Source organism: Kineococcus lubricus (assembly GCF_050871965.1).
Lineage (GTDB): Bacteria > Actinomycetota > Actinomycetes > Actinomycetales > Kineococcaceae > Kineococcus.
Genome location: NZ_JBJLSK010000007.1, coordinates 52,985 through 78,238, shown reverse-complemented (window position 1 = coordinate 78,238; position 25,254 = coordinate 52,985). Strand labels below are relative to the sequence as shown.

Here is a 25,254-nt window from a genome sequence, read left to right as displayed (position 1 = left end):
ACGGCCCCCGCCCACGGGTGTGGACGAGGGCCGTGCGGTGGTGCCGGTGCGCTCAGCGGGCGTCGCGCAGCGTGGCCTGAGCGGCGTCGAGCCAGGCGCGACGAGCGCGCAGCGCCTCCTCGGCGCGGGCCAGGGCCCGGGTGTCGCCGGCGGCGCGGGCCTTCTCGACGTCGGCCTCCAGCTCCCGGATCGCGCTCTCGAGCTGACCGGCGAGGCCACCGGCGCGCGCCTGGGTCTCGGGGTTGGTGCGCGACCAGCGGGCCTGCTCGGCGTCGCGGACGGCGGTCTCGACGGCCCGCAGCCGGCCCTCCACCCGGCCGAGGTCGGCGCGCGGCACCTTGCCCGCGGCCTCCCAGCGGTCCTGGATGCTGCCCAGCGCCTTCTTGGCGGCGTTCAGGTCCTTGATCGGCAGCAGCGCCTCGGCCTCGGCCAGCAGCTGCTCCTTGACGACGAGGTTCTCCTTGAACTCCTCGTCGACGGCCTCGTTGGCGGCCGTGCGGGCGGCGAAGAACACGTCCTGGGCGGCGCGGAAGCGGTCCCACAGCGCGTCGTCGTCCTTGCGGCCCAGCCGGCCGGCGGCCTTCCAGCGGTCCATCAGCGCGCGGTAGGCGTTGGTGGTGCCGCGCCAGTCCGTGGAGGTCGACAGCGCCTCGGCCTCGGCGACGAGCTTCTCCTTGTCGCTGCGGACGGAGTTGCGCTGCTCGCCGAGGGCGGCGAAGTGGTGCCGGCGCATCTTGTCGAAGGCGCTGCGGGCGTGGCTGAACCGCTTCCACAGGTCGTCCTCGGAGCGCTTGTCGAGCCGGCCCTCGCGCTGGGCGGCCTTCCACTCCTCGAACAGGGTGCGCAGCCGCTCGCCGGAGGCGCGCCACTGGACCTTCTCGGGGTCCTGGGCGGCGATCTGCTCGGCCTCCTCGACGATGCGCAGGCGCCCGGCGCGCAGTTCCTCGCGGTGCGCGGCGCGGGCGCGGTCGGCGGCGGCGCGGGCCTCGTCGGCCACGGTCGCCAGCGCCTCCACCCGGGCGGCGAGGTGGTCGAGGTCGCCCACGGCGCGAGTCTCGGCCAGCGCGGTGCGCAGGGCGCTGACGCCGGCGACGATGTCCTTGCCGCCCAGCTCGGTGCTGCGCAGCCGCTGCTCGAACAGGTCGACCTGGGCCACGACCTCCTCGAACTTGCGCACGTAGTAGGCGATCGCCTCCTCGGGGGTGGCGTCGGGGTAGGCGCCGACCTCGTGCTCGCCGTCGGCGCGGCGGACCCAGACGGTGCCGTTCTCGTCCACGCGCCCGAAGGCCGCCGCCGCCTCGCGGTCGACGTTCGTGGTGTGCCCGACCTCGGCGGCCGCCTCACCGGTGCCGCTCGCGGCCGCCGGGTTCGCCGGCGGGGCCGGGACGGCGGGGGCCGGGCGCGGGGTCGGGCGCGGGGAGCCGGGGACGGGGCGGGGCCGCGGACCGGCGGCGCCGGCCTGCGAGGGCTCGCCGTTCTCCTGCGGTTCCTCCTGCGGCTGCTCCCCGGCCTCGTCGGCCGGCGGCTCGGCCACCGGGGCGGCCGTCTCCTGGACGGTCTCCGCGTCGGTGGTCACGGGGGTCTGGGGGGTGTCCGCCACGTCCTGGGGGGACGCCGGCTCCTGGGGCTGCTCGGTCACCTGCCTCATTCTAGGTCCCAGGCCCTCGAACGGCGCAGCCCGTGACCGCGCGCCGCCGGAACGTGCACGACGTGGCGGTGCGGCCGGTGCCGCCGGACCCGTGGTCGCGGTAGGTCGTCAGTACGCTCCCGTGCGTGCTCATCGATCGCGTCGAGGCGTCCGTGTTCGGGACGAACTGCTACGTCCTGGCCCCCCAGGCCGGTGCCGAGTGCGTCGTGGTCGACCCCGGGGTCGACGTCGCCGACCGGCTCGCCGAGGTCCTGCGGCGGCACCGCCTCAAACCGGTCGCGGTCCTGCTGACGCACGGCCACGTCGACCACACCTACTCGGTGACGCCGGTGTGCGGGGCGTACGGGGTGGCCGCGACCATCCACCACGACGACGCGCACCGGTTGCGCGACCCGCTCGCCGGGCTCGGCGAGCCGCTGCGGGCGGCCCTGGAGGCCACGACCGGCACCGTCCGCTGGAAGGACCCCGAGGAGGTGGTCACGGTGGGCGACGCCCAGCGGCTGGCGCTGGCCGGGCTGGACCTCACCGTCTCCCACGCCCCCGGGCACACCGAGGGGTCGGTGCTGTTCTCCCTGGAGCCGTCCGCCGCACGCGGGCAGGACGTGCCGCTGCTGCTGTCCGGGGACGTGCTGTTCGCCGGCTCGATCGGCCGGACCGACCTGCCCGGCGGGGACCCGCTGGCCATGCGGCGCAGCCTGGCGACCCGGGTCCTGCCGCTGGCGGACGCGACGGTGGTGCTGCCCGGGCACGGGCCGGCGACGACGATCGGCCGTGAGCGCGCCGCGAACCCGCACCTGCGCGGCCTCTAGACGACCTCCACCCCGAGGTGCCCGGCGAACAGCGGCGCCAGCTGGGCCAGCTGCACCCGGCTGACCCGCGCCCCGCGCAGGTGCCCCACCCCGGACAGGCCCGACAGCTCGCTGGAGGTCAGGTCCACCGCCGACAGGGTCGCCGAGCCGACGTCCAGGTGCCCGATCCGGCAGCCCGCGAAGCGCACCCGCGTCAGCCGGGCCCCGCTGACGTCGACGTCGCGCAGGTCGACGTCGGTGAACGTGACGTCCACCAGCTCGGCGCCGCGCAGGTTCACGAAGTCGTAGCGGCCGCCGCGGACCTCCACGCGGTCCCAGCCGGTCGCCGACAGGTCCAGGGCCCCCACGCGCGCCCCCGACAGCACCGTGTCGCGCCAGGTCCCCGCGCGCCAGGGCGCCTCGGCCGCGGCCAGGTCGGCGAGCAGGCAGTCCACGACGCGGGTCCCCACGAGCACGAGGCCGTCGGCCCGGGCGGGCCGCAGGACGCAGCCGAGGAAGCGGGCGTCGCGGGCGTCGACGCCGGACAGGTCCAGCTCGGGACCGAACCGCTGCCCGTCGTAGGAGCCGCCCGCCCGCGGCGCGGCGGTCGCCGCGAGCAGGTCGGCCTCGTCGGCGGGCAGGTCGGGGTTCGGCGGGGCGGGGCGCGGGTCGGGCTTCCTCGGCACGCCCCGACCCTGGCACGGCCGGGGGCCGGTGTCAGCCGGCGTCGACGTCCTCGGCCGCGAACCCCAGGACCCGCACCCCGCCGCCGGGCCCGGACAGCACGCGGCCGCGGGCGAGCACGACCGCGCGCCGCGGGGGCGGGACCCGGAACCGCACGTCGTAGGGCCGCCCCGTCGCGGCCGAGGACCGCAGGGCGGCGGCGACCGGCGACCGGTCCTCCTCGTGCACGCCGCGGCGCAGCCACTCCGCCAGCGGCGCGACCCCGGCGCGGTCACCGAGGCCGCACAGCGCCCCGCCGCGCGCGTCCCACGAGACGGTGCCCTGCTCGGCGTCGTACTCCCAGGCCCCGGTCGCCTCGCTCGGCAGGGCCACCTCGCCCGCCTCGCGCAGGTCGACCACCCGCGCCGCGGCGGGCGGCAGGCCGGCGAGCCGGGCCCGCAGGTCCGCCGGGACCATGGCCGGGGTCGCGCCGGAGCGCACGTCGGCCAGGATCGCGGCCAGCGCCTGCAGGCTCAGCCCGTCGCCCTGCACGACGAGGTGGTCCTGGACGCCGTGCTGGTCGTCGACGGCGACGGCGTCGACCAGGACCGTCAGGACGGGGTCGGGGGCGTCGGGCAGCCGGTCGCCCCACAGCGCCTCCAGCACGGCCCGGACCCGTTCGGCCCGCCGCCGCAGGTGGTGCTCGCGACTGAGCGCGTCCGGCACGACCGGCCTCCCTCCCGCCGCGCACCGCCGCGGTCGTCGCGGACCACCCAGCGCCTCGCGGCGCGACGTCGGGGCGAGGTACCAGGAGTGAACCCCCGCCGCCGGGGCGAGGACAACCCGAACGGGCCGCGAGCCCGTCCGGGGCAACCCGGCCCGTCCGCCTTGACGAACGGATCAGCTTGTGCAGCAGCCCCTCTCACCCGTTCGTCGCAACGAGGATCACCCGTTGAGATCGGCCCGGACCGTTCAGCCCGGGTGCGGGACGACCGAACTAGTACGGGACAGCCCGGAACGCGGATCGGCCGCGGTCCGTCTCCACGAACCAGAAGGAGCAGACGTGACCAACGTCGACGCCACCCTCAAGGCCGCCCTCGAGATCGACGGCGCCACCGCCGCCGCCCTCGTCGACTACGAGTCGGGCATGTCCCTCGGCCAGGCCGGGGGCGGCTCCCTCGACCTCGACGTCGCCGCCGCCGGCAACACCGACGTCGTCCGCGCCAAGCTGCGCACGATGCAGCGCCTGGGCCTGAACGAGCCGATCGAGGACATCCTCATCACCCTCGGCTCGCAGATCCACCTGATCCGCCTCATCCAGTCGCAGTCCGGCCAGGGCCTGTTCCTGTACCTGGTGCTGAAGAAGGACTCCTCGAACCTCGCCATGGCCCGCCGCCAGCTGACGATCCTCGAGCGCGACCTCACCATCTGACGAGCACCCCGCACCACCACCTGCACGACCACCCGCACGACCGCAGCACCCGTCGGCGGTCGGCCGGGCGCAGCCGCGCCCGCCGACCGCCGACGCGCACCACCCACCACCACCCACCGGGGAGCGCCGTGAGCACGCCAGCCCGCAAGATCGTCGTGACCGGGCCCTTCGGGGCGGGCAAGACGACCTACGCGCAGACCCTCGGCGCGGGTCTGGGCGGGGACGCCCTGACCACGACCGAGACCGGCGTCAGCGACGAGACCGCCGCGCTGAAGACGTCCACGACCGTCGCCCTCGACCACACCGGCTTCGTCGTCCCGCCCGCGGCCACCAGCGCCTGGGGCCCCACCCGCGTCAACCTGTTCGGCACCCCCGGCCAGGAGCGCTTCGCCTTCATGTGGGAACTGCTGGCGCAGAACATGGACGGCTACCTCGTCCTCGTCGACGCCAGCCGGTCGGCGAGCATCGCGCAGGCCGCCGGCATCGTCACCGCCTTCGCCCGCCTCGCCCCCGCCTGCCCGCGCCTGGTGGCGGTCAGCCGCTGGGCCGACCCCGCCGGCACCCGGGCCCACCTGGCCCAGCTGCTCGGCACCTCACCGGCGGCCCTCGTCGCCTGCGACCCGCGCGACCTCGACCAGAGCACCGCCGTCCTGCGCCTGCTCCTGGACGGCGTGCACACGCTGGAAGCCCGGCGCGCCGTCCCCGATGGAGTCCACACATGATCGTCAAGCAGCACGCCCTCCGCGTCAGCGGCGCCCTCAAGCGCGACGTCGACGGCGTCCGCCGCGTCCTGATCGCCCGCACCGACGGCCTGGCCTTCCACGACGACGGCCCCGAGCGCGACCACGAGTCCGCCGCCGCGATCGTCGCGACCGTGCTCGGCATCGCCCAGCGCGCCACCGCCGCCGGCGGGCTGGGCCCGTTCCAGGTGAGCACCGTGCGCGGCGCCGACGGCTGCCTCGTCGTCTACGGCATCGGCAGCACCCACATCCTGGCCGTCGTCACCGAACCCCGCGTCAACCTCGTCCTGCTCGACCGCCTCGCCCTGCGCCTGGTCGGCGAGCTCGTCGGCGCCGAGGCCGGCGTCCCGGCACCGCGGGCCCGCTGAGGGCGGCGCCCGCCACCGGTTCCGTAGGATCGTCGCTGCGCACCCCGCGCACTGACGATCGAAGGGACTCCCCGTGCTCCGCACCCACGAGGCCGGCAGCCTGCGCGCCGGTCACGCCGGACAGACCGTGACGCTCACCGGGTGGGTGGCGCGTCGCCGGGACCACGGGGGAGTGGCGTTCCTGGACCTGCGCGACGCCTCGGGCGTCGTGCAGGTCGTCGCCCGCGACGAGATCCTCGACGCCGGCGGCGCCCACGACCTGCGCAACGAGTACTGCGTCCGCGTCACCGGTGACGTCCGGCTGCGCCCGGAGGGCAACGAGAACCCCGCCCTGGCCACCGGCGAGGTCGAGGTCGACACCACCGCCCTGGAGGTCCTGTCCGAGGCGGCGCCGCTGCCGTTCCAGATCGACGACCACCTCACCGTCGGCGAGGAGACGCGGCTCAAGCACCGCTACCTCGACCTGCGCCGCACCGGTCCCGCGAACGCCCTGAAGCTGCGCTCGGCGGCCAGCCGCGCCGCCCGCGCCGTCCTCGAGGCGGACGGCTTCACCGAGGTCGAGACGCCGACGCTGACCCGCTCCACCCCCGAGGGCGCCCGCGACTTCATCGTCCCGGCGCGCCTGGCGCCCGGCTCCTGGTACGCGCTGCCGCAGAGCCCGCAGCTGTTCAAGCAGCTGCTCATGGTCGGCGGCCTGGAGCGCTACTACCAGATCGCCCGCTGCTACCGCGACGAGGACTTCCGCGCCGACCGGCAGCCGGAGTTCACCCAGCTCGACATCGAGATGAGCTTCGTCGAGCAGGACGACGTCATCGCCCTGGGCGAGCGGATCGTCGCGGCGCTGTGGAAGCTCATCGGTCACGAGGTGCAGCTCCCGCTGCCCCGCATGACCTTCGAGGAGGCCATGCGCCGCTACGGGTCCGACAAGCCCGACCTGCGGTTCGGCCTCGAGCTCGTCGAGTGCGCGGACTTCTTCGCCGACACCGGCTTCCGCGTGTTCCAGGCCCCGTACGTCGGCGCCGTCGTCATGCCCGGCGGGGCGTCCCAGCCGCGCAAGACCCTCGACGCCTGGCAGGAGTGGGCCAAGCAGCGCGGCGCGCGCGGGCTGGCCTACGTCCTGGTCGGCCCGGACGGGGAGCTGTCCGGCCCGGTCGCCAAGAACCTGTCCGACACCGAGAAGGCGGGCCTGGCCGCCCACGTCGGGGCGAACCCGGGTGACTGCATCTTCTTCGCCGCCGGTGCGGTGAACCCCTCCCGCGCGCTGCTCGGCGCCGCGCGCGCGGAGATCGCGCAGCGGATCGGCGCGATCGACGAGGACGCCTGGTCGTTCCTGTGGGTCGTGGACGCGCCCATGTTCAAGTCGGCCGCCGAGGACGACGACGTGGCCCTGGGCGCCGGCCAGTGGAACGCGGTGCACCACGCGTTCACCGCGCCCAAGCCCGAGCACCTGGCCACCTTCGACACCGACCCCGGCTCGGCGCTGACGAACGCCTACGACATCGTCTGCAACGGCAACGAGATCGGCGGCGGTTCCATCCGCATCCACCGCCGCGACGTGCAGGAGCGCGTCTTCGCGGTCATGGGGATCGACGAGGAGACGGCCCGCACGCAGTTCGGGTTCCTGCTCGACGCCTTCGCCTACGGCGCCCCGCCGCACGGCGGCATCGCCTTCGGCTGGGACCGCGTCGTGGCGCTGCTGGCCGGGGCCGACTCGATCCGCGAGGTCATCGCGTTCCCGAAGTCCGGCGGTGGGTACGACCCGCTGACCGCGGCCCCGGCGCCCATCACGGCGCAGCAGCGCAAGGAGGCCGGTGTCGACGCGAAGCCGGCGGCCAAGGGCGAGACCAAGGGCGAGACCAAGGGCGAGACCAAGGACGAGGCGAAGGGCGACGCGCAGGGGTGATGCGGCTCGTCGCGCTGTGCGGCCTCGGGTTCGTCGTCCTCACCGTCGTCGTGGTGGCGGGGACGGTGCCCGGGGACGCGCGGGTCTCCGCCGCGGCCGTGGACGCGGCCCTGGCCAGCCCGGGCCCGACGCGGGTGGCGCAGGTCGTCGAGGCCGTCACCCAGCCCGTGTGGGTGTACCTCGCGGGGCTGGCCGGTGTCGTCGTGGCGCACCGGCGGGGTCGGCGCCGGCCGGCTCGGGCGGCGCTGGCCGCCGGGGCGGTGGCCGCGGTCGCCTCCCCGGCCCTGAAGGCGCTCACCGACCGCGCCCGCCCGGCCCTGGAGGCCGGGCTGACCACGGCGGACGGCGGGTCGTTCCCCTCCGGGCACGTGCTGGCCTCCACGACCGTGGTGCTGTCCTTCGTGCTGCTGCTCGTCCCGCCGTCCCGGCGCGCCGCCGTGGCCGCCGTGGGGGCGGTGGAGCTGGTGGTCGTGGCCGTGGACCGGGTCTGGCTGGGGGCGCACTGGCCCAGCGACGTCCTCGGCGGGTGGCTGCTGGCCGCGGTGCTGGTCGGGACCGCGGCGTGGTGGGCGTCGCGCTCAGAGCGTGATCGTCACCTGCGTGGTGCGCCGGGTGGCGCCCGCCTCGACGGTGGCCGGTAGCGCGGTCGGGGAGACCGGCGCCACCTGCACGCTCTGGCGCGTGCCGGTGCTCACCGTCGCCGCCTGGGCGGTCGAGGCGAGACCGGCGGTGGTGATGCCGGCGACGAGGCCGGCGGCGAGGAGGCGGCGGTGCAGTCGCTGAGTCATGGCCCCAGGGTGCGCGGCCGGCCTGTCCCCGTCGTGGGCGTCCCCTGTGCGGCCCCTGTTCACCCCACCACACCACCGCGATCAAGGACACAGGAGTCCTTGATCGCGGTGGTGGGAGGCGTCAGGAGGTGGCGGTGGCCACCGCCCGGGCGGTCAGGTCGTGCACGGTGGTGCCGTCGACGTCGAGGGCGGTGAAGTTCTCCTCGACCCAGGCGGCGATCTGCGCGGAGACGTCGCTGCCGCCGGTGCCGGTCGAGGCCCTCGACCCGCTCTCGACGTAGTAGTGGATCCGCCCGGCGGCGACGTACGCCTGGAACTGCGCCAGCGTCGGGGCGGGGTCGGTGCCGTTGAACCCGCCGACGGCCATCACCGGTTCCTGCGTGGCCAGCTGGTACCCGGCGGCGTTGTTCGAGCCCGTGGTGGCCGCGACCCAGGTGTAGGAGCCGGCGTCGGCCGCCAGCAGCGACGTCAGCTCGGCGCCCGGCGTCGTCGCGTTCAGCAGCCCCGCGCCCCCGCCGGCGCCCGGACCGCCCATCGCCCCGGCCATCGCCCCTCCGAGGAACCCGCCGGTGGACGGGGCCGGTCCCAGCGCGGACCTCCCGCCGAACTGCCCACCGCCGCCGGTCGGGGAACCCCCGGTGGAGCTCGGCCCGGCCGACACGATGGCCCCGGTGTGCGCGGTGGACGCGGTCTGGAGGGAGTAGGCCACGGGTCCGGCCAGGACCGCGATCGCGGCCGCGACCGCACCGGCCTGCTGCACCGAGCGCAGCAGCGGGCCGCGGACGACCCCGGCGGCCGCGAGCAGCCCGGTGCCCATCACCCCGGCGACCAGGACGACCCAGCGCAGCCACGGCAGGAAATCGCCGCTGCGGCCCAGCAGGACGAACGACCACCCGGCGCTGACGGCGACGACGGCGGCCAGGACCGGCAGGGCGAACCGGTGGTTCCGCAGCCTCCACAGGTCCACCGCCCCCAGCGCGACGAGCGCGGCGACGGCCGGGGCCAGGGCGACGGAGTAGTAGGGGTGGATGATCCCGGACATGGAGCTGAAGGCGGTGAACGTCACCACCAGCCAGCCCGTCCACGCCAGGTACCCCGCGCGGCGGGCGTCGGTGCGCGGGGCCCGCCGGGTCAGGACGAACCCGGCGGCGGCCAGCGCGAACGCCGCCGGCAGCAGCCAGGAGACGTTCCCGCCGAAGTCGGCGTCGAACATCCGGCCCAGGCCGGTCTCGCCCCACCCGTTGGAGGCGCCGACGCTGCCGGTCTCGTCCCCGGTGAGGCGGCCGAACCCGTTGTAGCCGAGCGTGAGTTCCAGGAACGAGTTGGTCTGCGAACCGCCGACGTAGGGCCGCCAGGAGTCGGGGACGAGCTCGACGACCGCGACCCACCAGCCGCCGGCCAGGACCACGGTGCCCGCGGCGAGCAGCAGGTGCCGGACCCGCCGCCGCAGGTCGTGCGGTGCGGCCCACAGGTAGGCCAGGCCCAGACCGGGCAGCACGAGGAACACCTGCAGCTGCTTGGTGAGGAAACCCAGCCCGATGAACACCCCCGCCCAGTACAGGGACCGGGCCCGGCCGGTGTCGACCGCCTCCAGCACCCCCCGGGTCGCCGCGACCATCAGCAGCACCAGCAGCGCGTCGGGGTTGTTGAACCGGAACATCAGGACCGCCACGGGGGTCGTGGCGAGCAGCAGACCGGCGATCAGGCCCGCCGCGGGGGTGCTGCGGCGGCGGACCGTCGCGTACAGCACCCCGACGGCGGCGACCCCTTCGAGCGCCTGCGGGACGAGGATCGACCAGGACGAGAGCCCGAACAGCCGCACCGACAACCCGGTGACCCACAGGGCTGCCGGGGGTTTGTCGACGGTGATGGCGTTGGCGGCGTCGGAGGAGCCGTAGAACCACGCCTCCCACGACTGGGAACCGGCCTGCGCCGCCGCCGAGTAGAACGGGTTGGCCCAGCCCGAGACGGACAGCCCCACCAGGTACAGGACGGCGGTGGCGGCCAGCAGCGCCGCCAGCGCGGGACGCACCCAGCGGGGGTCGGTCTCCCGGCCGCGCCAGGCGGCCCGGGCCAGCCGGCGGGTCCGGGTGGCCCGGGCGGGTCCGGTGCTGCGGGCCCGGGTGCCGGAGCCGGCGGCGTCGGAGGTCGTGGTCACGCCTGCTCCTGCGCGGTGTTCCGCCCGGCGGCGTGGTCGGCGCCGGGCCGGTGCTGGCGGCGGTCGGCGAACACCCAGGTCCGCAGCAGCAGGAACCGCACGACCGTCGCGGCGAGGTTCGCGACCGTCAGCACCGCCAGCTCCACCCCGTGGTGGGCGTCGGGCCGGGCGGAGTGCAGCAGCCCCAGGCTGCCCGAGGTGATGGCCCAGCCGAGCAGGAACACGAACAACCCCTGGGCCTGGTGCCGCGCCGCGCCGTCGGGACCGCGCACCCCGAAGGTCAGGCGCCGGTTCAGGGCGGTGTTCCCGACGGCGGTGACGAGCAGGGCGAGGAAGTTCGCGACCTGCGCGCCGGAGAACTCCTGGAACAGCAGGTACAGCGCGGCGTACGCGAGGGTGCTGGCGATCCCCACGCCGACGAAACGGGTCAGCTGCCCGGCCAGCGGCGCCGGGACCCCGGCGACCTGCGGTCCCCGCCCCAGGCTCGCCCGGATCTCCTTCAGCGGCAGCCGGCCGGTGGCGATCGCCCCGGCCAGGCGCCGGATGCCGCGCAGGTCGGCCAGCGCGGTGGCGACGATGTCGACGCGGCTGTCCGGGTCGTCGACCCAGTCCACGGGGATCTCCTGGATGCGCAGGCCGGACCGCTCGGCCAGGACGAGCACCTCGGTGTCGAAGAACCAGCCGGTGTCCTCCACCAGCGGCAGGATCTGCGCGGCCACGTCCGCGCGGATCGCCTTGAAACCGCACTGGGCGTCGGTGAACCCCACCCGCAGCGTGCCGTGCAGGATCCGGTTGTAGCAGCGGGAGATGAACTCGCGCTTGGCCCCGCGCACGACGTGCGAGCCCCTCGCCAGCCGGGAGCCGATCGCCACGTCGGAGTGCCCGGACAGCAGCCCGGCGACCAGCGGCAGCAGGGCGGCCAGGTCGGTCGACAGGTCGACGTCCGTGTAGGCGAGCACCTGCGCGTCCGAGCCGCTCCAGACGTGCTTGAGGGCGCGGCCGCGGCCCTTCTGCTCCAGCCGGACGTGGCGGACGTCGGGCAGCTCGGCGGCCAGCGCGGCGGCGACCGCCGGGGTGTCGTCGGTGGAGGCGTTGTCCGCCACGGTGATGCGGGTGCGGAACGGGAACCGGCCGACGTGGGCGTGCAGCCGGCGCACGCAGGGTTCGAGGTCGACCTCCTCGTTGAACACCGGGACGACGACGTCCAGGACCGGGGCGGTGCGGGGGGAGTTCCACGGCGCGGGGTCCGCCGCCGGGCGGGGCCGGGGAGCGGTCCCCGGGGCGGTGCCCGTGGTGCTGGAGGTGGTCGCTGTCATGCCCTCAGCGTCGGGCGGTCACCTCCGCGGGTCGTTGGCCGCCGCTGTGGTCGGCCTGTGAGCCCCGTGCTCCGGCGCCGAGGGGAGCGTGACGCGGAACGCGGTGCGGCCCGGCCGGCTCTCGACGCTCACGCTGCCGTGGTGCGAGCTCACGACGGCCTGCACGATCGCCAGGCCCAGCCCGGTGCTGCCGGCCGCGCGCGAGCGCGAGGAGTCCCCGCGGGCGAACCGCTCGAAGACGCGCGGGCGCAGCTCCTCGGGGATGCCGGGGCCGTCGTCGACGACGTCGACGTGGGTGCGCTCGCCGTCGGGCACCAGGCCCACGGTGACCGTCGTCCCCGGCGGGGTGTGGGTGCGGGCGTTGGCCAGCAGGTTCGTCAGGACCTGGTGCAGCCGGCTGGGGTCGCCCACGACCTCGACGGCCTCCTCGGGCAGGTCCAGCCGCCAGGTGTGGTCGCGGCCGGCGACGCGGGCGTCGCTGACGGCGTCCAGCACGGTCATCGTCAGGTCGACCGGTTCGCGGTCCAGGGGGCGGCCGGAGTCCAGCCGGGCCAGCAGCAGCAGGTCCTCCACCAGTCCCGTCATGCGCACGGCCTCGGACTCCACCCGGCCCAGGGCGTGCCGCACGTCGTCGGGCACGGGTTCGCGGCTGCGCCGGGTGAGCTCGGCGTACCCGCGGATCGCGGCCAGCGGGGTGCGCAGCTCGTGGGAGGCGTCGGCGACGAACTGCCGCACCCGCTGCTCGGACTCGTGGCGCGCCTCCAGCGCGGAGCCGACGTTGTCGAGCATCCGGTTCAGGGCCACGCCCACCTTGCCGACCTCGGTGCCCTCGTCGGTGTCGGCGTCGGGGACCCGCAGCGACAGGTCGACCTCCCCGCGGTCCAGCTCCAGCTCCGAGACCCGCGCGGCGGTCGCGGCGACCCGGCGCAGCGGGGCGAGGTCGCGGCGCACGAGGAAGGAGCCGGCGACGGCGGCCAGCGCCACCCCGCCGAGGACGACCGCGGCCTCCACCCCCACGACGGTCAGCAGGGTGCGGTCGGCCTCGGCCAGCGGGACACCGGTCACCTGCAGCGAGCCGTCGCGCAGGACGTCCCCGCGGATGAGGTAGGACCCCAGGCCGGGCAGGTCCACCCGCGAGGTCTCGTCGTCGGTGACGGCGCGCAGCTCGTCGGCCTGGGCGGCGGTGAGCTCGCGGACGCAGGGGTCGTCGCCGGTGGTGCCCGCCTCGTCGTCGAACACCCCGGACTGACCGGTGAGCAGCTGCCCGTCGGCGAACCGGGCGTACAGGGTGCCGTCGCGCTGGCCGGGGCCGACGAAGGAGGGGGTGGTGCCGTCCACGCAGCTCGCCGCGACCCCCGGGGGCGGGACCCGGGCCCCGCCCCCGGCGTCGGGGCCGTCGGGGTCGCCGACGAACCGCTGGGACCGCTGGGCGGTGGTGCTCAGCTGGTCCCGGGCCTGCCCCGTCAGCGAGAGGTGCAGCGCGAGCGTCGTCACGACCCCGATGACCAGGCCGACCGCGACGAGCAGGGCGCTGGTGGTCAGCACCAGCCGGCTGCGCAGCGAGCGGCGGCGCAGCCGGGTGAGCGGCGAGGGCACCGGTGGTACCAGCTCCGGGTCGGGTCAGCTGGCGGCGGCCGCGACGGCGCCGTCGGCCGGCTTGAGCACGTACCCGGCCCCGCGCACGGTGTGGATCATCGGGTTGCGCCCGGCGTCGATCTTGCGGCGCAGGTAGGAGATGTACAGCTCGACGATGTTGGCCTGGCCGCCGAAGTCGTAGTTCCAGACCCGGTCGAGGATCTGCGCCTTCGACAGCACCCGGCGGGGGTTGCGCATGAGGTAGCGCAGCAGCTCGAACTCGGTGGCGGTCAGCCGGATCTCCTCCCCGGCGCGGGTGACCTCGTGGCTGTCCTCGTCCAGCACCAGGTCGCCGACGCACAGCACGGGCTCGGCCTTGGCGGCGGCCAGGCCCGAGCGGCGCAGCAGGCTGCGCAGGCGGGCCACGACCTCCTCCAGGCTGAACGGCTTCGTCACGTAGTCGTCACCGCCGGCGGTCAGACCCGCGACGCGGTCCTCCACGGCGTCCTTGGCGGTGAGGAACAGGACGGGCACGTCGGTCGCGTCGGCGCGCAGCCGGCGCAGGACCTCCAGGCCGTCGATGTCGGGCAGCATGATGTCGAGGATCACGGCGTCGGGGCGGAAGGTGCGGGCGGCGCGGACCGCGTCGAGGCCGTTGGCGGCCGTCTGGACCTCCCACCCCTCGTACCGCAGGGTCATGCTCAGCAGCTCGGACAGCGTCGACTCGTCGTCGACGACGAGCACCCGCAGGGCGGTGCCGTCGGGGCGGGTCAGGTCCGAACGCCGGTTGGTGGTCGCGGTCATGACTCCATGGTCGACCCCGTACCTGCCAGATGTCCCGGGAAAGCCTGGGTTGCACCTGTGCGTCTCACCGGAACGGACCAGCGGGACCGGTGCGGTCCCTGAGGTTTCCACCTGCACTCATAACCGGCGCCGATGGGTGCCGGTGCCGAAACTCAGGACGAGGCCAGGGACGCGCCGGGCACCGCCCGGGCCAGGTCCAGGACGCGGGCGACGACCGGCCGCGCCGTCGACGTCGTGCACCCCGCACCGCGCCCGGCGCACACCGCGCGCACGGCCTCCACGAAGCGCAGGCCCGCGGCGTCCAGGGCCCGCACCTCCCGCACGTCCAGGTGCACCCGGGCGCGCGGGTGCCGCGCGCAGTGACGCTCCACCCGGTCGCACACCGCGGCCAGCTCCAGCGCCAGCGCCAGGTCCACGTCACCGCGCAGGACCACCTCGAGCCGGTCGCCGGCCCCGCGCGTCGTCACCGACGACGCCCCGGCGGCCTCGTGCGGGCCCGCGGCGGCGCGCGCGGACCGCAGGGCGGTGGGCAGCTCCGCGCCGCGCGGGTCCGCGGGCGCGGTGGTGGAGGACCACGTGACGACGGGGGTGAAGGGGGTGCGGGTCATGCCCCCACCGTCGGTGCCGGGGGTGGGAGCCGGTCCGGGAAGGGCTGTGAGACACCTGCGACTCCGGCGCCCGCCGGGACCGGCGCGCCCGGGGCACGCCGTACCGTGCCGTGCGTGTCCGACCTGTTCTCCACCGAACCCGCGGAGGGCTCCGGGCGGCCCTCGGTGCTGGCCGGGGCCCCCCTCGCCGTGCGGATGCGGCCGCGCACCCTCGACGAGGTCGTCGGCCAGCAGCACCTCCTGGGCCCCGGTTCCCCGCTGCGGCGGCTGGCCTCCGACGGCGACCTCGGCCGCGCCGGGCCGGCCTCGGTGATCCTGTGGGGCCCGCCGGGCACGGGCAAGACGACGCTGGCCACGGTGCTGGCCTCCTCGGGCGGGCGCCGGTTCACCGAGCTGTCCGCCGTCACCGCCGGCGTCAAGGACGTCCGCACCGTCATGGAGACCGCCCGCACCGACCGCGACCTGTACGGCCGCCAGACCGTCCTGTTCCTCGACGAGATCCACCGCTTCACCAAGGCCCAGCAGGACGCGCTGCTGCCCGGGGTGGAGAACCGCTGGGTCGTGCTGGTCGCGGCCACCACCGAGAACCCCAACTTCTCCGTGGTCACGCCGCTGCTGTCCCGGTCGCTGCTGCTGACGCTGCGGCCCCTGACCGCCGACGACGTGCGCGACCTGGTCCGCCGCGCGGTCGCCGACCCGCGCGGCCTGGCCGGGGAGGTGCGCGTCGAGGACGACGCCCTCGACCACCTCGTCCGCGTCGCCGACGGCGACGCCCGCCGGGCCCTGACCGCCCTGGAGGCCGCGGCGGGCACCGCCCTGGACGGCGAGGGCGAGCCGGTGGTCACCCTCGCCGACGCCGAGCGCGCCCTGGACCGGGCCGCGGTCCGCTACGACCGCCAGGGCGACCAGCACTACGACGTGGCCAGCGCGTTCATCAAGTCGATGCGCGGCTCCGACGTCGACGCCGCCCTGCACTACCTGGCGCGGATGATCGAGGCGGGGGAGGACCCGCGGTTCATCGCCCGCCGCATCGTCATCTGCGCCAGCGAGGACGTCGGGATGGCCGACCCGTCGGCGCTGCAGACCGCGGTCGCCGCGATGCACGCGGTCGCCCAGATCGGCATGCCCGAGGCGCGGATCGTGCTGGCCCAGGCCGTCGTGCACAACGCCACCGCGCCGAAGTCGAACGCGGCGTACAACGGCGTCAACGCCGCCATCGCCGACGTCCGCGCGGGCCTGGGCGGGCCCGTGCCGCCGCACCTGCGCGACGCCCACTACGCCGGGGCGGGCGAGCTGGGCCACGGCGCCGGGTACGTCTACACCCACGACGTGCCCACCGGGGTCGCGCCGCAGCAGTACGCCCCGGACGCGCTGGTGGGCAAGGACTACTACGTCCCCACCGACCGGGGTTTCGAGGCCGCCGTGCGGGAACGGCTCGCGCGGCTGCGCAGGATCGTCAGGGGGCGTTGATGTTCGGTCAGATCGTGCGGGTGCTGCTGCGCGAGGTGGAGCGCCAGCTCGCCGTGCCCCGCAGCGCGCCCCCCACCCCCGAGGCCGCCCCGGCGCGCCCGGCGCCCCGCCGCGGCCGCGGCGCCCGCGACCTCGGCGCAGCCGCGCACGTCGTGCTGGACTACGCCCCCCGCGCCGACGGGCGGCCCGACCCCGGCGAGGTCGTCTGGGCCTGGGTGCCGTTCGAGGAGGGCGACGGCCGCGGCAAGGACCGGCCCGTGCTCGTCGCCGGCCGCCGCGGCGACGAGCTCGTCGGCTTCATGATGACCAGCAAGGACCACGACGCCCGCCCCGCCGACGGCCGGGTCTGGGTCGACGTCGGGACCGGGGCCTGGGACCGGCAGGGCCGTCCCAGCGAGGTCCGCCTCGACCGGGTCCTGACCGTCTCCCCGCGCGACGTGCGCCGCGAGGGCGCCGCGCTGGACCGGGCCCGGTTCGAGGAGGTCGCCGCCCGCGCGCGGCGCCTGCACGGCTGGTGAGCGCCGGTCAGCGGCGCCGCCGGGGCTCCAGGTGCCGCGGCTGCCGCGGCCGGACCAGGCCCTCGTCGGCCACCGGCGGGACCGCCAGCACGACGGGGGCCGACCGGTCGACGGTGAACCGCTCCCCGTGGTGCACCGCGTGCACCGGGCCCCCCTCCACGACCGCGTAGTGCACGTCCGCCGCGCCCACCGACACCTCCAGGCACGACCCGCGGTGGCGGGTGCGGAACCGCAGCCCCCGCAGCCCCTCCGGCAGCCGCGGCGCGAACGACAGCTCCCCGTCGGCGTCCCGCATGCCCCCGTACCCGGCCACCAGCGCAGTCCACGCCCCGGCCAGGGACGCGATGTGCAGCCCGTCGGCCGTCTTGCCCCGCAGGTCGTGCAGGTCCACGAACGCCGCCTCGTGCACGTAGTCCGCGGCCAGCCCCAGGTGTCCCACCTCGGCGGCCACGACGGCCTGCACCGACGCCGACAGCGAGGAGTCCCGCACCGTCAGGCCCTCGTAGTACTCGAACGCGGCCCGCTTCTCCTCCCGGGTGAACGCCTCCGGCCGCAGGTGCATCGCCAGCACCAGGTCGGCCTGCTTGACGACCTGCCGCCGGTAGATGCTGAAGTAGGGGAAGGAGTCCTGCAGCGGGTACTGCTCGGCCGAGGTGCTCTCGAAGTCCCAGCGCTGCCGCTGGGTGGCGCCCTCGTCCTGGGCGTGCAGACCCGTCTCGGGGTCGCGGGGGACGTGGACGGCGTCGGCCAGCCGCGTGAACGTCGCCACCTCCTCCTCGTCCACCCCCAGCGCCGCGGCCCGCTCGGGGAACCGCTTCACCAGGTCCACGGCCGCCCGCAGGTTCGCCTGCGCCATGAGGTTCGTGTAGGCGTTGTCGTCGACGAGCGCGCTGTACTCGTCGGGCCCGGTGACCCCGTCGACGTGGAAGCGGCCCGCGGAGTCCTCCCGGCCCAGCACCACCCACGACCGCGCGGTCTCCACCACGAGGTCGACCAGCGCCTCGCGGGCCAGGTCGTCGTCGCCGGTGGCGTGCAGGTGCCGCACGGCCGCGTCGGCGATGTCGGCGTTCAGGTGCACCGCGGCCGTCCCGGCCGGCCAGTACCCCGAGCTCTCCCGGCCGGTGATCGTGCGCCACGGGAACGTCGCCCCGGCCAGCCCCAGCTCCCGGGCCCGCTCGCGGGCCGCCGGCAGCATCCGGTGCCGCCAGCGCAGCGCGTCCGCCGCGGCCTGCGGCCACACGTGGTTCAGCACCGGCAGCACGAACACCTCGGTGTCCCAGAAGGTGTGCCCGTCGTACCCGGTGCCGGTCAGCCCCTTCGCCGGGATGCCCCGGTCGGTGCCCTGCGCGGCGGCCTGGAACACGTGGAACAGCGCGAACCGGACCGCCTGCTGCAGGTCGTCGTCGCCGTCGACGTGCACGTCGGCGTGGGACCAGAAGTCGTCCAGGACCGCCCGCTGCTGGGCGCGCAACCGCTCCCAGCCCTCGCGGACCCCCTCGGCCAGCAGCGCGTCCAGCCGTCCGCCGAGGTCGTCGCGCTCGGCCTGCGGCGCCCAGCCCAGCGCCACGACCTTCGTCACCCGCAGCGCCTCGCCCGCCTCCAGCCGGACCCGTGCCGAGGTCACCAGCCGGTCGCCGGTGGTGTGGGTGCGCACGTCCGTCGCGGCCGGCCCGACGACGTCGTGCTCGACGTGCACGGCCACCGCCAGCCCGCTGCCGTCGGTGCGCTGGCGCAGCACCCCGCCGCGGTGCCGGGCCGCGGTCACCGTCTCGTGCAGCTGCTGGGAGGCCACCACGGACGACCGGACCTCCACCTCCACGGGCTCGGAGTCGGCCCGCACCCGGTAGTCGAGGGCGAACAGCCCCGGCCGCTCCAGCGGGACGAGCCGCTCGGCGTCGACGACGACCCGGTGCCCGGCGGGGGAGGTCCACCGCAGGTGCCGCTGCAGGGTGCCGCTGCGCAGGTCCAGCACGCGCTGGTGGTCGGTGAGGTCGCCGGTGCGCACGTCGAGGCGCTCACCGGCCACGAACAGCTCCACGCGCGTCGGGTCGGGCACCCCGACCAGCCGCTCCTGCACGGTGGGGTAGCCGTAGGCGTACTCCGGGTAGCTCAGCGGCCACAGCTCGTAGGCGCCGCTGAGGTAGGTGCCCCGAGCCCCCGCCGGAGCGCCCTCCTCCAGGGAGCCGCGCACCCCGACCCGGCCGTTCGACAGCGCGAACAGCGACTCCACCTGCGCCAGCCGGCCCAGGTCCAGCGGGCCCTCCCGCACGGCCCACGGGTGGGCGGCGGCGAGCTGGTGCACGGCGTCCTCGACGCGGTCCGGGACGGAGTCGGCGGCGGGGTCGGTCGGCATGGGAGCGGGGTCCTCCACAGGTGTCGGACGGGCGGCGGTGCCCACATCCGAGCAGCCACCGCGGACTCCCGCACCTCCAGCCCGCCCGCACCCCGCCGTGCACCCCGCCGGGCCGCCCGGACGGACGGGTAGGGTCGAGGGCTGTACATCCAGGCACCCTCGCGGGTGGAGACGCACAGCAGGAGGCACGTCCGATGCAGACGGCAGAGATCCGTCGCCGGTGGCTCGACTTCTTCGAGCGCAAGGGGCACACCGTCGTCCCCAGCGCCTCGCTGGTGTCGACCGACCCCAGCCTCATGTTCACCGTCGCCGGGATGGTCCCCTTCATCCCGTACCTCACCGCCCAGGTGCCCGCGCCGTACAAGCGCGCCACCAGCGTGCAGAAGTGCCTGCGGACCCTCGACATCGAGGAGGTCGGCAAGACCACCCGGCACGGCACGTTCTTCCAGATGAACGGCAACTTCTCCTTCGGCGACTACTTCAAGCGCGAGGCCATCGCCTTCGCCTGGGAGCTGCTGACCACCCCCGAGGCCGACGGCGGCCTCGGCTTCGACCCGCAGCGCCTGTGGACGACCGTCTACCTCGACGACGACGAGGCGTTCCAGCTCTGGCGCGAGCAGGGGATGCCCGCCGAGCGCATCCAGCGCCGCGGCAAGAAGGACAACTACTGGAACACCGGCCAGCCCGGCCCCGGCGGCCCCTGCTCGGAGATCTACTTCGACCGCGGCCCCGAGTTCGGCGCCGAGGGCGGCCCCGAGGCCGACGAGGACCGCTACATCGAGATCTGGAACCTCGTGTTCATGCAGTACCAGCTCTCCGCGGTGCGCTCGAAGACCGACTTCGACGTCGCCGGCGAGCTGCCCGCCAAGAACATCGACACCGGCATGGGCCTGGAGCGCGTCGCGTTCCTCAAGCAGGGCGTCGACAACATGTACGAGATCGACGAGGTCCGGCCCGTGCTGGACTACGCGGCGCTCGCCTCCGAGAAGGAGTACGGCGCGAACCACGACGACGACGTCCGGATGCGCGTCGTGGCCGACCACGTCCGCAGCGCCCTCATGCTCATCGGCGACGGCGTCACCCCCGGCAACGAGGGGGCCGGGTACGTCCTGCGCCGCCTCATCCGCCGCGCGGTCCGCGCGATGCGCCTGCTCGGTTTCGAGGACGAGGCGCTGCCCATCCTGCTGCCGGCCTCCATGGAGGTCATGAGCGCCTCCTACCCCGAGCTGCGCACCGACTTCGACCGCATCGCCAAGGTCGCCTACGCCGAGGAGCAGGCCTTCCGCCGCACCCTCGTCTCCGGGACGGCGATCTTCGAGACCGCTGTGGCGCAGGCGAAGTCGGCGGGCGCGACGACGCTGTCGGGCGAGCGCGCGTTCGCGCTGCACGACACCTACGGCTTCCCGATCGACCTCACGCTGGAGATGGCCTCCGAGGCCGGGGTCACCGTCGACGAGGCCGGGTTCCGCACGCTGATGGCCGAGCAGGTCGGCCGCGCCAAGGCCGACGCCAAGGCGAAGAAGACCGGTGGGGTCGACCTGACCGTCTACCGCTCCACGCTGGAGACCCTCGCCGCGCCCGTCGAGTTCACCGGGTACGTCGAGGCCGCCAACGAGGCCCGCGTCCAGGTCGTCCTGCAGGGCGGGGTCAGCACCCCGTCGGCGCCCGTCGGCACCGACGTCGAGGTCGTCCTGGACCGCACGCCGTTCTACGCCGAGGGCGGTGGGCAGCTCGCCGACCACGGCACCGTCACCACCGCCTCGGGCGCGGTCGTCACCGTCACCGACGTGCAGCAGCCCGTCCGCGGGCTGATCGTCCACAAGGGCACCGTCACCAGCGGCGAGCTCGTCGCCGGCGAGAGCGCCCACGCCGTCGTCGACGCCGCCCGGCGCCGCTCGATCAGCCGCGCGCACACCGCCACCCACCTGGTCCACCAGGTCCTGCGCGAGCACCTCGGCGACACCGCCACCCAGGCCGGGTCGCAGAACGCGCCCGGGCGGCTGCGCTTCGACTACTCCTCCACCACGCAGGTCGGCACGCAGGTCGTGCGCGACATCGAGGGCGTCGTCAACGAGCGCGTCCACGACGACCTGCCCGTCGCGGCCGAGATCATGGACCGCGACGCCGCGCTGAACTCCGGTGCGATGGCCCTGTTCGGGGAGAAGTACGGCGACCGCGTGCGCGTCGTCTCCATCGGGGAGAACTGGTCCAAGGAGCTGTGCGGGGGGACCCACACCCTCACCTCGCAGCAGGTCGGGATGGTCTCGATCCTGTCCGAGAGCTCCATCGGGTCCGGCGCGCGCCGCATCGAGGCCCTCGTGGGCGCCGACGCGTTCGACTTCCTCACCCGCGAGCACCTGCTCGTCAACCAGCTCACCGACGTCGTCAAGGCGCGGCCCGAGGAGCTGCCCGACCGCATCGGCTCGCTGCTGACGCGCCTGTCGGAGGCCGAGAAGGAGATCGCCAAGCTCAAGGCCGGGCAGGTCCTGGCCCAGGCCCCGACCATCGCGGCCAGCCCGATCGACACGTTCGGCGTGCGGGTCGTCGCCCACGACGCCGGCGCGGCCTCGGCCGACGACGTCCGCACCCTGGTCCTGGACGTCCGGTCCCGGCTCGGGGACGAGCGGCCCGCCGTGGTCGCGATCGCCGGCGTCGCCAAGGACCGTCCGGTCGTCGTCGTGGCGACCAACGCCGAGGCCCGCACCTGGGGCGTCAAGGCCGGTGAGCTGGTCCGCACCGCGGCCCAGACCCTCGGCGGCGGTGGCGGCGGCAAGGACGACCTCGCCCAGGGCGGCGGGCAGGACGCCTCGAAGGTCGGCGCGGCGCTCACCGCGATCGTCGACTTCGTCGGCGCCCGCGTCACGGGCTCGGTGTGATCCGTCGGTGAGGCCCGGTGTGCGACTCGCCGTCGACGTCGGCAGCGTCCGGGTCGGCCTCGCGGCGTGCGACCCTGCTGGCGTGATCGCCTCACCCGTCCGGACCCTGGTCCGCGACGCCGAGCACGACGCCGACGTCGCCGAGATCGCCGACGAGGCCCGGCAGCGGGCGGCCGTGGAGATCGTGCTCGGCCTGCCGCTGTCGATGGACGGCACGCAGGGCCCGGCGGCCTTGCGCGCGCTGGACTACGCCGACAAGATCAGGCGGGCCGTGCCCGAGGTGCCCGTCAGGCTGGTCGACGAGCGCCTCAGCACGGTGGACGCGCACCGCGCGCTGCACGCCGCGGGCAAGCGGGAGAAGCAGTTCCGGGCCGTCGTCGACCAGGCGGCCGCCGTGGTGCTCCTGCAGGCAGCGCTCGACGCGGAGCGTGCGGGGCACCCCGCCGGACGGGTGGTCGAGGGGCCGAAGGTGCGCCGCAAGGCCCGGCACCGTGCGCAGGGTGGGGCAGGGAACGCGCAGACGAGGACGTCGGGACCCGACGCCACGGAGGGCAGGGACTGATGATGGACCTGATGGACCTACCGGACACGCAGGACGCCGGCGCCCGCCGGCGCCGCAAGGTGAAGCGCCGTCGCGCGCTCGTGGCGATCGTCGCCTCCCTGGCCGTCCTCGGCGGCGGCACGGCCGCGGCCTGGGGCACCCTGGGCCCGGTGGTGGCCCGGCTCACCGAGAGCGACGACTGGGACGGCACCGGCACCGGCACCGTCGACGTGAAGATCGTCGCCGGGGACACCGGCCGCGCCATCGGGCGCACCCTCACCGAGGCCGGCGTCGTGAAGTCCGGCAGCGCCTTCGTCTCGGCCGCCGCCGCGCAGCCGAAGATGGCCGGCATCCAGCCCGGCACCTACCGCCTCAAGGAGCGCATGTCCGCCGCCGCCGCGGTCGCCCTGCTGCTCGACCCCACCTCCAAGGTGACCACGAAGCTCACCGTCCCCGAGGGGCTGACGGTGAAGCAGGTCGTGGCGCTGGTGGAGAAGGCGACCGGCATCAACGGCGACGAGCTGAACGCGGCCCTGGCCGACCCGGTGGCCCTGGGGCTGCCCGCGGCGGCCAACGGCAACGCCGAGGGCTACCTGTTCCCCGCCACGTACGAGGTGAACCCCGACGAGACCGCCGTGCAGGTGCTGGCGGCCATGGTGGCCCAGACCACGACGGTCCTGTCGTCGCTGGGGGTGGCCCCCGAGCAGGTGCACGACGTCGTGGTGAAGGCGAGCATCGCGCAGAAGGAGGCGCGCAGCGCCGAGGACATGACCAAGGTCGTGCGGGTCCTGGACAACCGGCTGGCGATCGCCATGCCGCTGCAGCTGGACTCGACCGTCAGCTACGGCGCCGGGTCGACCGGCACCGTCACCACGACGGCCGAGCAGCGCGCCACCGACACGCCCTGGAACACCTACCTGCACCCCGGGCTGCCCGCCGGGCCCATCAGCAACCCCGGGGAGGACGCGCTGCGGGCCGCGCTGGCCCCCGCGGAGGGTCCGTGGCTGTTCTTCGTCACCGTGGACCTGGCCACGGGGGAGACCCGGTTCGCCACCACGGCCGCCGAGCACGACGCGAACGTGAAGCTGTTCCAGCAGTACCTGCGCGACCACCCGGACGCGAAGTAGTCACGTGAGAGCAGCGGTCTGCGGTTCGCCCATCGCGCACTCCCTGTCCCCGGCGCTGCACCGCGCCGCGTACGCGGCGCTGGGGCTGACCGGGTGGGACTACGACCTCCTGGAGGTCGACGAGGAGCGGCTGCCCTCGGTGGTGGAGGCGCTGGACGCCACCTGGGCCGGGCTGAGCCTGACGATGCCGCTGAAGCAGGCGATCGTCCCGCTGGTCGACGAGGTCAGCGACTTCGCCCGCGCCGTCGGGTCGGTGAACACCGTCGTGGTGACCCCCCGGCTGGACCGCCGCAACACCCCGGGCCGGCGCGGGGTGCGGTTGCGGGCGGAGAACACCGACGTCATCGGCCTGGTGACGGCGCTGGCCGAGGCCGGGGCCGCGCGGATCCGGCGCGGGGTCGTCCTGGGCGGGGGGGCCACGGCCCGCTCGGCGGTCGTGGCGCTGCTGCAGGCCGGGTGCCCGCGGCCGGTCGCGGTCGTCCGCTCGCCCGACCGCGCCGCCGAGCTGCGCGGCGTCGCGGCCCGCCTCGGCGGTGAGGTCGAGATCCGCGACTGGTCCGAGCTGCCCGTCGCCCTCACCGCCGACGTCGTCATCTCCACCGTGCCGATCGGCGGGTCGCAGGCGATGACGGACGCGCTGCTCGGCGCCTTCCGGCCCACGTGGTGGCCGCTGCTGCTCGACGTCGTGTACGCGCCCTGGCCCACGCCCCTGGCGCAGCGGTGGGGCGGGACCGTGGTCAACGGTTTCGAGATGCTGCTGCACCAGGCCGTCGCGCAGGTCGAGCTCATGACCGGGCGCGAGGGCCCGGTGGCGGCGATGCGCGCGGCGGGGCTGGCGGTGCTGGCCGAGCGGGCCCGCGCCTGAGGTCCCGCCCCGGCCTCAGTCCGCGGTGAACTCCGCCGCGGCCAGGTCCACGACGAACGTCACGGCCGGGTCGGTGTCCACCGCCGCGCCCGCGCCGTCCTGCGCCGGCTGCGCGGTCAGCCGGGTGGGCCCGGCGCCCCACGCGCCGTCGCGCGGGAACTCCTGCCAGTCCTGCACCGTGGCGTCCGGCGCGACGTCCGCCGCGGCCGGTGCGTCGCGGCGGCAGCGCGAGGCGGTGGCCCCGGCGGCCGCCCCCGGCACCTCGACGGACGCGCTGCGCCACGTGTCCAGCGGCACCGGTCCCGGGCAGGACCACGGCAGCTCCTGCCCGGCCGCGTTCGTCCAGGTGAACAGCACCCGCACCCCGTCGGGACGGACCTGCGCCTGCGTCGCGGTCAGCCGCCACAGCTCCGACGGCTCCTGCGTCAGCTCCGCCCCGCGCAGCGCGTACGTCCCGACGGCCGGCAGGTTCCGCCCGGCCTCCTCCACGGCGCGGGACTCGCGCGCGGACCCCACCAGGAGCGTGGCGACGTACACGAGCACCGCGACGGCCCCGACGCCCACGACGGCCGCGACCCAGCTCAGCCAGGCGCCCGGCGGGCGTCCGGAGGTGGGGGCGGGCGGGCTGGCGAGGTGCTGGTCGTCCACGCCGCCCACTGTCCTCCGCGCGGGTGCGACGGCCTCCGCCGGGGTCGGTGACCGCCCCGGACCCG

The 25,254-nt window shown here is 75.5% G+C and carries 23 protein-coding genes; 12 read left to right on the top strand and 11 right to left on the bottom strand.

What is annotated here, in order from left to right:
• Positions 1 to 52: 52 nt before the first annotated feature.
• Positions 53 to 1,648: a DUF349 domain-containing protein gene (locus tag ACRYRX_RS07025; RefSeq protein WP_432511126.1), complete on the bottom strand. Its 1,596-nt coding sequence runs from the start codon at positions 1,646 to 1,648 to the stop codon at positions 53 to 55.
• A gap of 125 nt (positions 1,649 to 1,773) precedes the next feature.
• Here ACRYRX_RS07025 and ACRYRX_RS07020 point away from each other — a divergent pair, with 125 nt between their 5' ends.
• Complete coding sequence (locus ACRYRX_RS07020) at positions 1,774 to 2,457, top strand: MBL fold metallo-hydrolase (RefSeq protein ID WP_432511125.1); 684 nt, start codon at positions 1,774 to 1,776, stop codon at positions 2,455 to 2,457.
• Here ACRYRX_RS07020 and ACRYRX_RS07015 read toward each other — a convergent pair.
• Both ACRYRX_RS07015 and ACRYRX_RS07010 read right to left on the bottom strand, forming a co-directional pair.
• The gene (locus ACRYRX_RS07015) at positions 2,454 to 3,122 is read right to left on the bottom strand and encodes a pentapeptide repeat-containing protein (RefSeq protein ID WP_432511124.1); all 669 of its coding nucleotides are present in this window, start codon (positions 3,120 to 3,122) and stop codon (positions 2,454 to 2,456) included. The genes ACRYRX_RS07020 and ACRYRX_RS07015 overlap by 4 nt on opposite strands.
• 31 nt (positions 3,123 to 3,153) lie before the next feature.
• Entirely contained in the window at positions 3,154 to 3,825 is a 672-nt protein-coding gene (locus ACRYRX_RS07010) for a hypothetical protein (RefSeq protein ID WP_432511123.1), read from the bottom strand.
• A 337-nt stretch (positions 3,826 to 4,162) separates the two neighbouring features.
• On the opposite strand from ACRYRX_RS07010, the gene ACRYRX_RS07005 reads away from it, so the two are divergent.
• The 5 genes from ACRYRX_RS07005 to ACRYRX_RS06985 all read left to right on the top strand — a co-directional run bounded on the left by ACRYRX_RS07005 (position 4,163) and on the right by ACRYRX_RS06985 (position 8,183).
• Positions 4,163 to 4,531, top strand: a complete 369-nt coding sequence (locus tag ACRYRX_RS07005) for a hypothetical protein (protein ID WP_432511122.1) — start codon at positions 4,163 to 4,165, stop codon at positions 4,529 to 4,531.
• Between the two features lie 128 nt (positions 4,532 to 4,659).
• Entirely contained in the window at positions 4,660 to 5,253 is a 594-nt protein-coding gene (locus ACRYRX_RS07000; RefSeq protein ID WP_432511121.1) for a GTP-binding protein, read from the top strand.
• Positions 5,250 to 5,639, top strand: coding sequence for a roadblock/LC7 domain-containing protein (locus ACRYRX_RS06995; protein WP_432511120.1), 390 nt, complete (start codon positions 5,250 to 5,252; stop codon positions 5,637 to 5,639). The genes ACRYRX_RS07000 and ACRYRX_RS06995 overlap by 4 nt, the downstream gene beginning before the upstream one ends.
• A 73-nt stretch (positions 5,640 to 5,712) precedes the next feature.
• Complete coding sequence (aspS, locus tag ACRYRX_RS06990; protein WP_432511119.1) at positions 5,713 to 7,542, top strand: aspartate--tRNA ligase; 1,830 nt, start codon at positions 5,713 to 5,715, stop codon at positions 7,540 to 7,542.
• Complete coding sequence (locus ACRYRX_RS06985) at positions 7,542 to 8,183, top strand: phosphatase PAP2 family protein (RefSeq protein WP_432511118.1); 642 nt, start codon at positions 7,542 to 7,544, stop codon at positions 8,181 to 8,183. The genes aspS and ACRYRX_RS06985 overlap by 1 nt, the downstream gene beginning before the upstream one ends.
• Here the strand turns inward: ACRYRX_RS06985 and ACRYRX_RS06980 are convergent.
• The 6 genes from ACRYRX_RS06980 to ACRYRX_RS06955 form a co-directional block, all read right to left on the bottom strand.
• Positions 8,121 to 8,330, bottom strand: coding sequence for a hypothetical protein (locus tag ACRYRX_RS06980; RefSeq protein ID WP_432511117.1), 210 nt, complete (start codon positions 8,328 to 8,330; stop codon positions 8,121 to 8,123). The two genes, ACRYRX_RS06985 and ACRYRX_RS06980, sit on opposite strands and share 63 nt — an antisense overlap.
• A 121-nt stretch (positions 8,331 to 8,451) precedes the next feature.
• The gene (locus ACRYRX_RS06975; protein ID WP_432511116.1) at positions 8,452 to 10,488 is read right to left on the bottom strand and encodes an ArnT family glycosyltransferase; all 2,037 of its coding nucleotides are present in this window, start codon (positions 10,486 to 10,488) and stop codon (positions 8,452 to 8,454) included.
• Positions 10,485 to 11,804 carry a bifunctional glycosyltransferase family 2/GtrA family protein gene (locus ACRYRX_RS06970; RefSeq protein WP_432511115.1) on the bottom strand — a complete coding sequence of 440 codons (1,320 nt, stop codon included), beginning with the start codon at positions 11,802 to 11,804 and terminating at the stop codon, positions 10,485 to 10,487. Before ACRYRX_RS06970 ends, ACRYRX_RS06975 begins: the two co-directional genes overlap by 4 nt.
• Positions 11,805 to 11,822: 18 nt before the next feature.
• Positions 11,823 to 13,400 carry a sensor histidine kinase gene (locus tag ACRYRX_RS06965; RefSeq protein ID WP_432511114.1) on the bottom strand — a complete coding sequence of 526 codons (1,578 nt, stop codon included), beginning with the start codon at positions 13,398 to 13,400 and terminating at the stop codon, positions 11,823 to 11,825.
• A gap of 24 nt (positions 13,401 to 13,424) precedes the next feature.
• The gene (locus ACRYRX_RS06960) at positions 13,425 to 14,183 is read right to left on the bottom strand and encodes a response regulator transcription factor (RefSeq protein ID WP_432511113.1); all 759 of its coding nucleotides are present in this window, start codon (positions 14,181 to 14,183) and stop codon (positions 13,425 to 13,427) included.
• Positions 14,184 to 14,335: 152 nt separating this feature from the next.
• Positions 14,336 to 14,791: an STAS domain-containing protein gene (locus ACRYRX_RS06955; protein WP_432511112.1), complete on the bottom strand. Its 456-nt coding sequence runs from the start codon at positions 14,789 to 14,791 to the stop codon at positions 14,336 to 14,338.
• Between the two features lie 114 nt (positions 14,792 to 14,905).
• Here ACRYRX_RS06955 and ACRYRX_RS06950 point away from each other — a divergent pair, with 114 nt between their 5' ends.
• Positions 14,906 to 16,261, top strand: a complete 1,356-nt coding sequence (locus tag ACRYRX_RS06950; protein WP_432511111.1) for a replication-associated recombination protein A — start codon at positions 14,906 to 14,908, stop codon at positions 16,259 to 16,261.
• On the top strand, positions 16,261 to 16,779 hold the full coding sequence (locus ACRYRX_RS06945) for a type II toxin-antitoxin system PemK/MazF family toxin (RefSeq protein WP_432511110.1): 519 nt from the start codon (positions 16,261 to 16,263) through the stop codon (positions 16,777 to 16,779). Before ACRYRX_RS06950 ends, ACRYRX_RS06945 begins: the two co-directional genes overlap by 1 nt.
• Positions 16,780 to 16,786: 7 nt before the next feature.
• On the opposite strand, the gene ACRYRX_RS06940 is transcribed toward ACRYRX_RS06945, so the two are convergent.
• Positions 16,787 to 19,132 carry a glycoside hydrolase family 65 protein gene (locus ACRYRX_RS06940; protein ID WP_432511109.1) on the bottom strand — a complete coding sequence of 782 codons (2,346 nt, stop codon included), beginning with the start codon at positions 19,130 to 19,132 and terminating at the stop codon, positions 16,787 to 16,789.
• A 194-nt stretch (positions 19,133 to 19,326) separates the two neighbouring features.
• Between ACRYRX_RS06940 and alaS the strand changes: the two genes are divergently transcribed.
• From alaS to ACRYRX_RS06920, 4 genes are read left to right on the top strand one after another with little or no spacing between them, the layout of a single operon-like run.
• Positions 19,327 to 22,008 (top strand): alanine--tRNA ligase, encoded by a 2,682-nt coding sequence (gene alaS, locus ACRYRX_RS06935; RefSeq protein ID WP_432511108.1) that lies wholly within the window; start codon positions 19,327 to 19,329, stop codon positions 22,006 to 22,008.
• Between the two features lie 7 nt (positions 22,009 to 22,015).
• Positions 22,016 to 22,570, top strand: coding sequence for a Holliday junction resolvase RuvX (ruvX, locus tag ACRYRX_RS06930; protein ID WP_432511107.1), 555 nt, complete (start codon positions 22,016 to 22,018; stop codon positions 22,568 to 22,570).
• An 11-nt stretch (positions 22,571 to 22,581) separates the two neighbouring features.
• A complete protein-coding gene (gene mltG / locus ACRYRX_RS06925) occupies positions 22,582 to 23,676 on the top strand; it encodes an endolytic transglycosylase MltG (RefSeq protein ID WP_432511106.1) in 1,095 nt (364 codons plus the stop codon).
• A 4-nt stretch (positions 23,677 to 23,680) separates the two neighbouring features.
• Positions 23,681 to 24,541: a shikimate dehydrogenase gene (locus tag ACRYRX_RS06920; RefSeq protein WP_432511105.1), complete on the top strand. Its 861-nt coding sequence runs from the start codon at positions 23,681 to 23,683 to the stop codon at positions 24,539 to 24,541.
• Between the two features lie 15 nt (positions 24,542 to 24,556).
• Here the strand turns inward: ACRYRX_RS06920 and ACRYRX_RS06915 are convergent, their stop codons facing one another.
• A complete protein-coding gene (locus ACRYRX_RS06915; RefSeq protein WP_432511104.1) occupies positions 24,557 to 25,189 on the bottom strand; it encodes a hypothetical protein in 633 nt (210 codons plus the stop codon).
• Between the last annotated feature and the right edge of the window lie 65 nt (positions 25,190 to 25,254).

Bases quoted from the DNA above. Each gene is read 5' to 3' on its own strand.
- ACRYRX_RS07025 (WP_432511126.1), bottom strand. From the start codon at position 1,648: ATGAGGCAGGTGACCGAGCAGCCCCAGGAGCCGGCGTCCCCCCAGGAC.
- ACRYRX_RS06995 (WP_432511120.1), top strand. From the start codon at position 5,250: ATGATCGTCAAGCAGCACGCCCTCCGCGTCAGCGGCGCCCTCAAGCGC.
- ACRYRX_RS06985 (WP_432511118.1), top strand. From the start codon at position 7,542: ATGCGGCTCGTCGCGCTGTGCGGCCTCGGGTTCGTCGTCCTCACCGTC.
- ACRYRX_RS06980 (WP_432511117.1), bottom strand. From the start codon at position 8,330: ATGACTCAGCGACTGCACCGCCGCCTCCTCGCCGCCGGCCTCGTCGCC.
- ACRYRX_RS06970 (WP_432511115.1), bottom strand. From the start codon at position 11,804: ATGACAGCGACCACCTCCAGCACCACGGGCACCGCCCCGGGGACCGCT.
- ACRYRX_RS06960 (WP_432511113.1), bottom strand. From the start codon at position 14,183: ATGACCGCGACCACCAACCGGCGTTCGGACCTGACCCGCCCCGACGGC.
- ACRYRX_RS06955 (WP_432511112.1), bottom strand. From the start codon at position 14,791: ATGACCCGCACCCCCTTCACCCCCGTCGTCACGTGGTCCTCCACCACC.
- ACRYRX_RS06945 (WP_432511110.1), top strand. From the start codon at position 16,261: ATGTTCGGTCAGATCGTGCGGGTGCTGCTGCGCGAGGTGGAGCGCCAG.
- ACRYRX_RS06940 (WP_432511109.1), bottom strand. From the start codon at position 19,132: ATGCCGACCGACCCCGCCGCCGACTCCGTCCCGGACCGCGTCGAGGAC.
- alaS (WP_432511108.1), top strand. From the start codon at position 19,327: ATGCAGACGGCAGAGATCCGTCGCCGGTGGCTCGACTTCTTCGAGCGC.
- mltG (WP_432511106.1), top strand. From the start codon at position 22,582: ATGGACCTACCGGACACGCAGGACGCCGGCGCCCGCCGGCGCCGCAAG.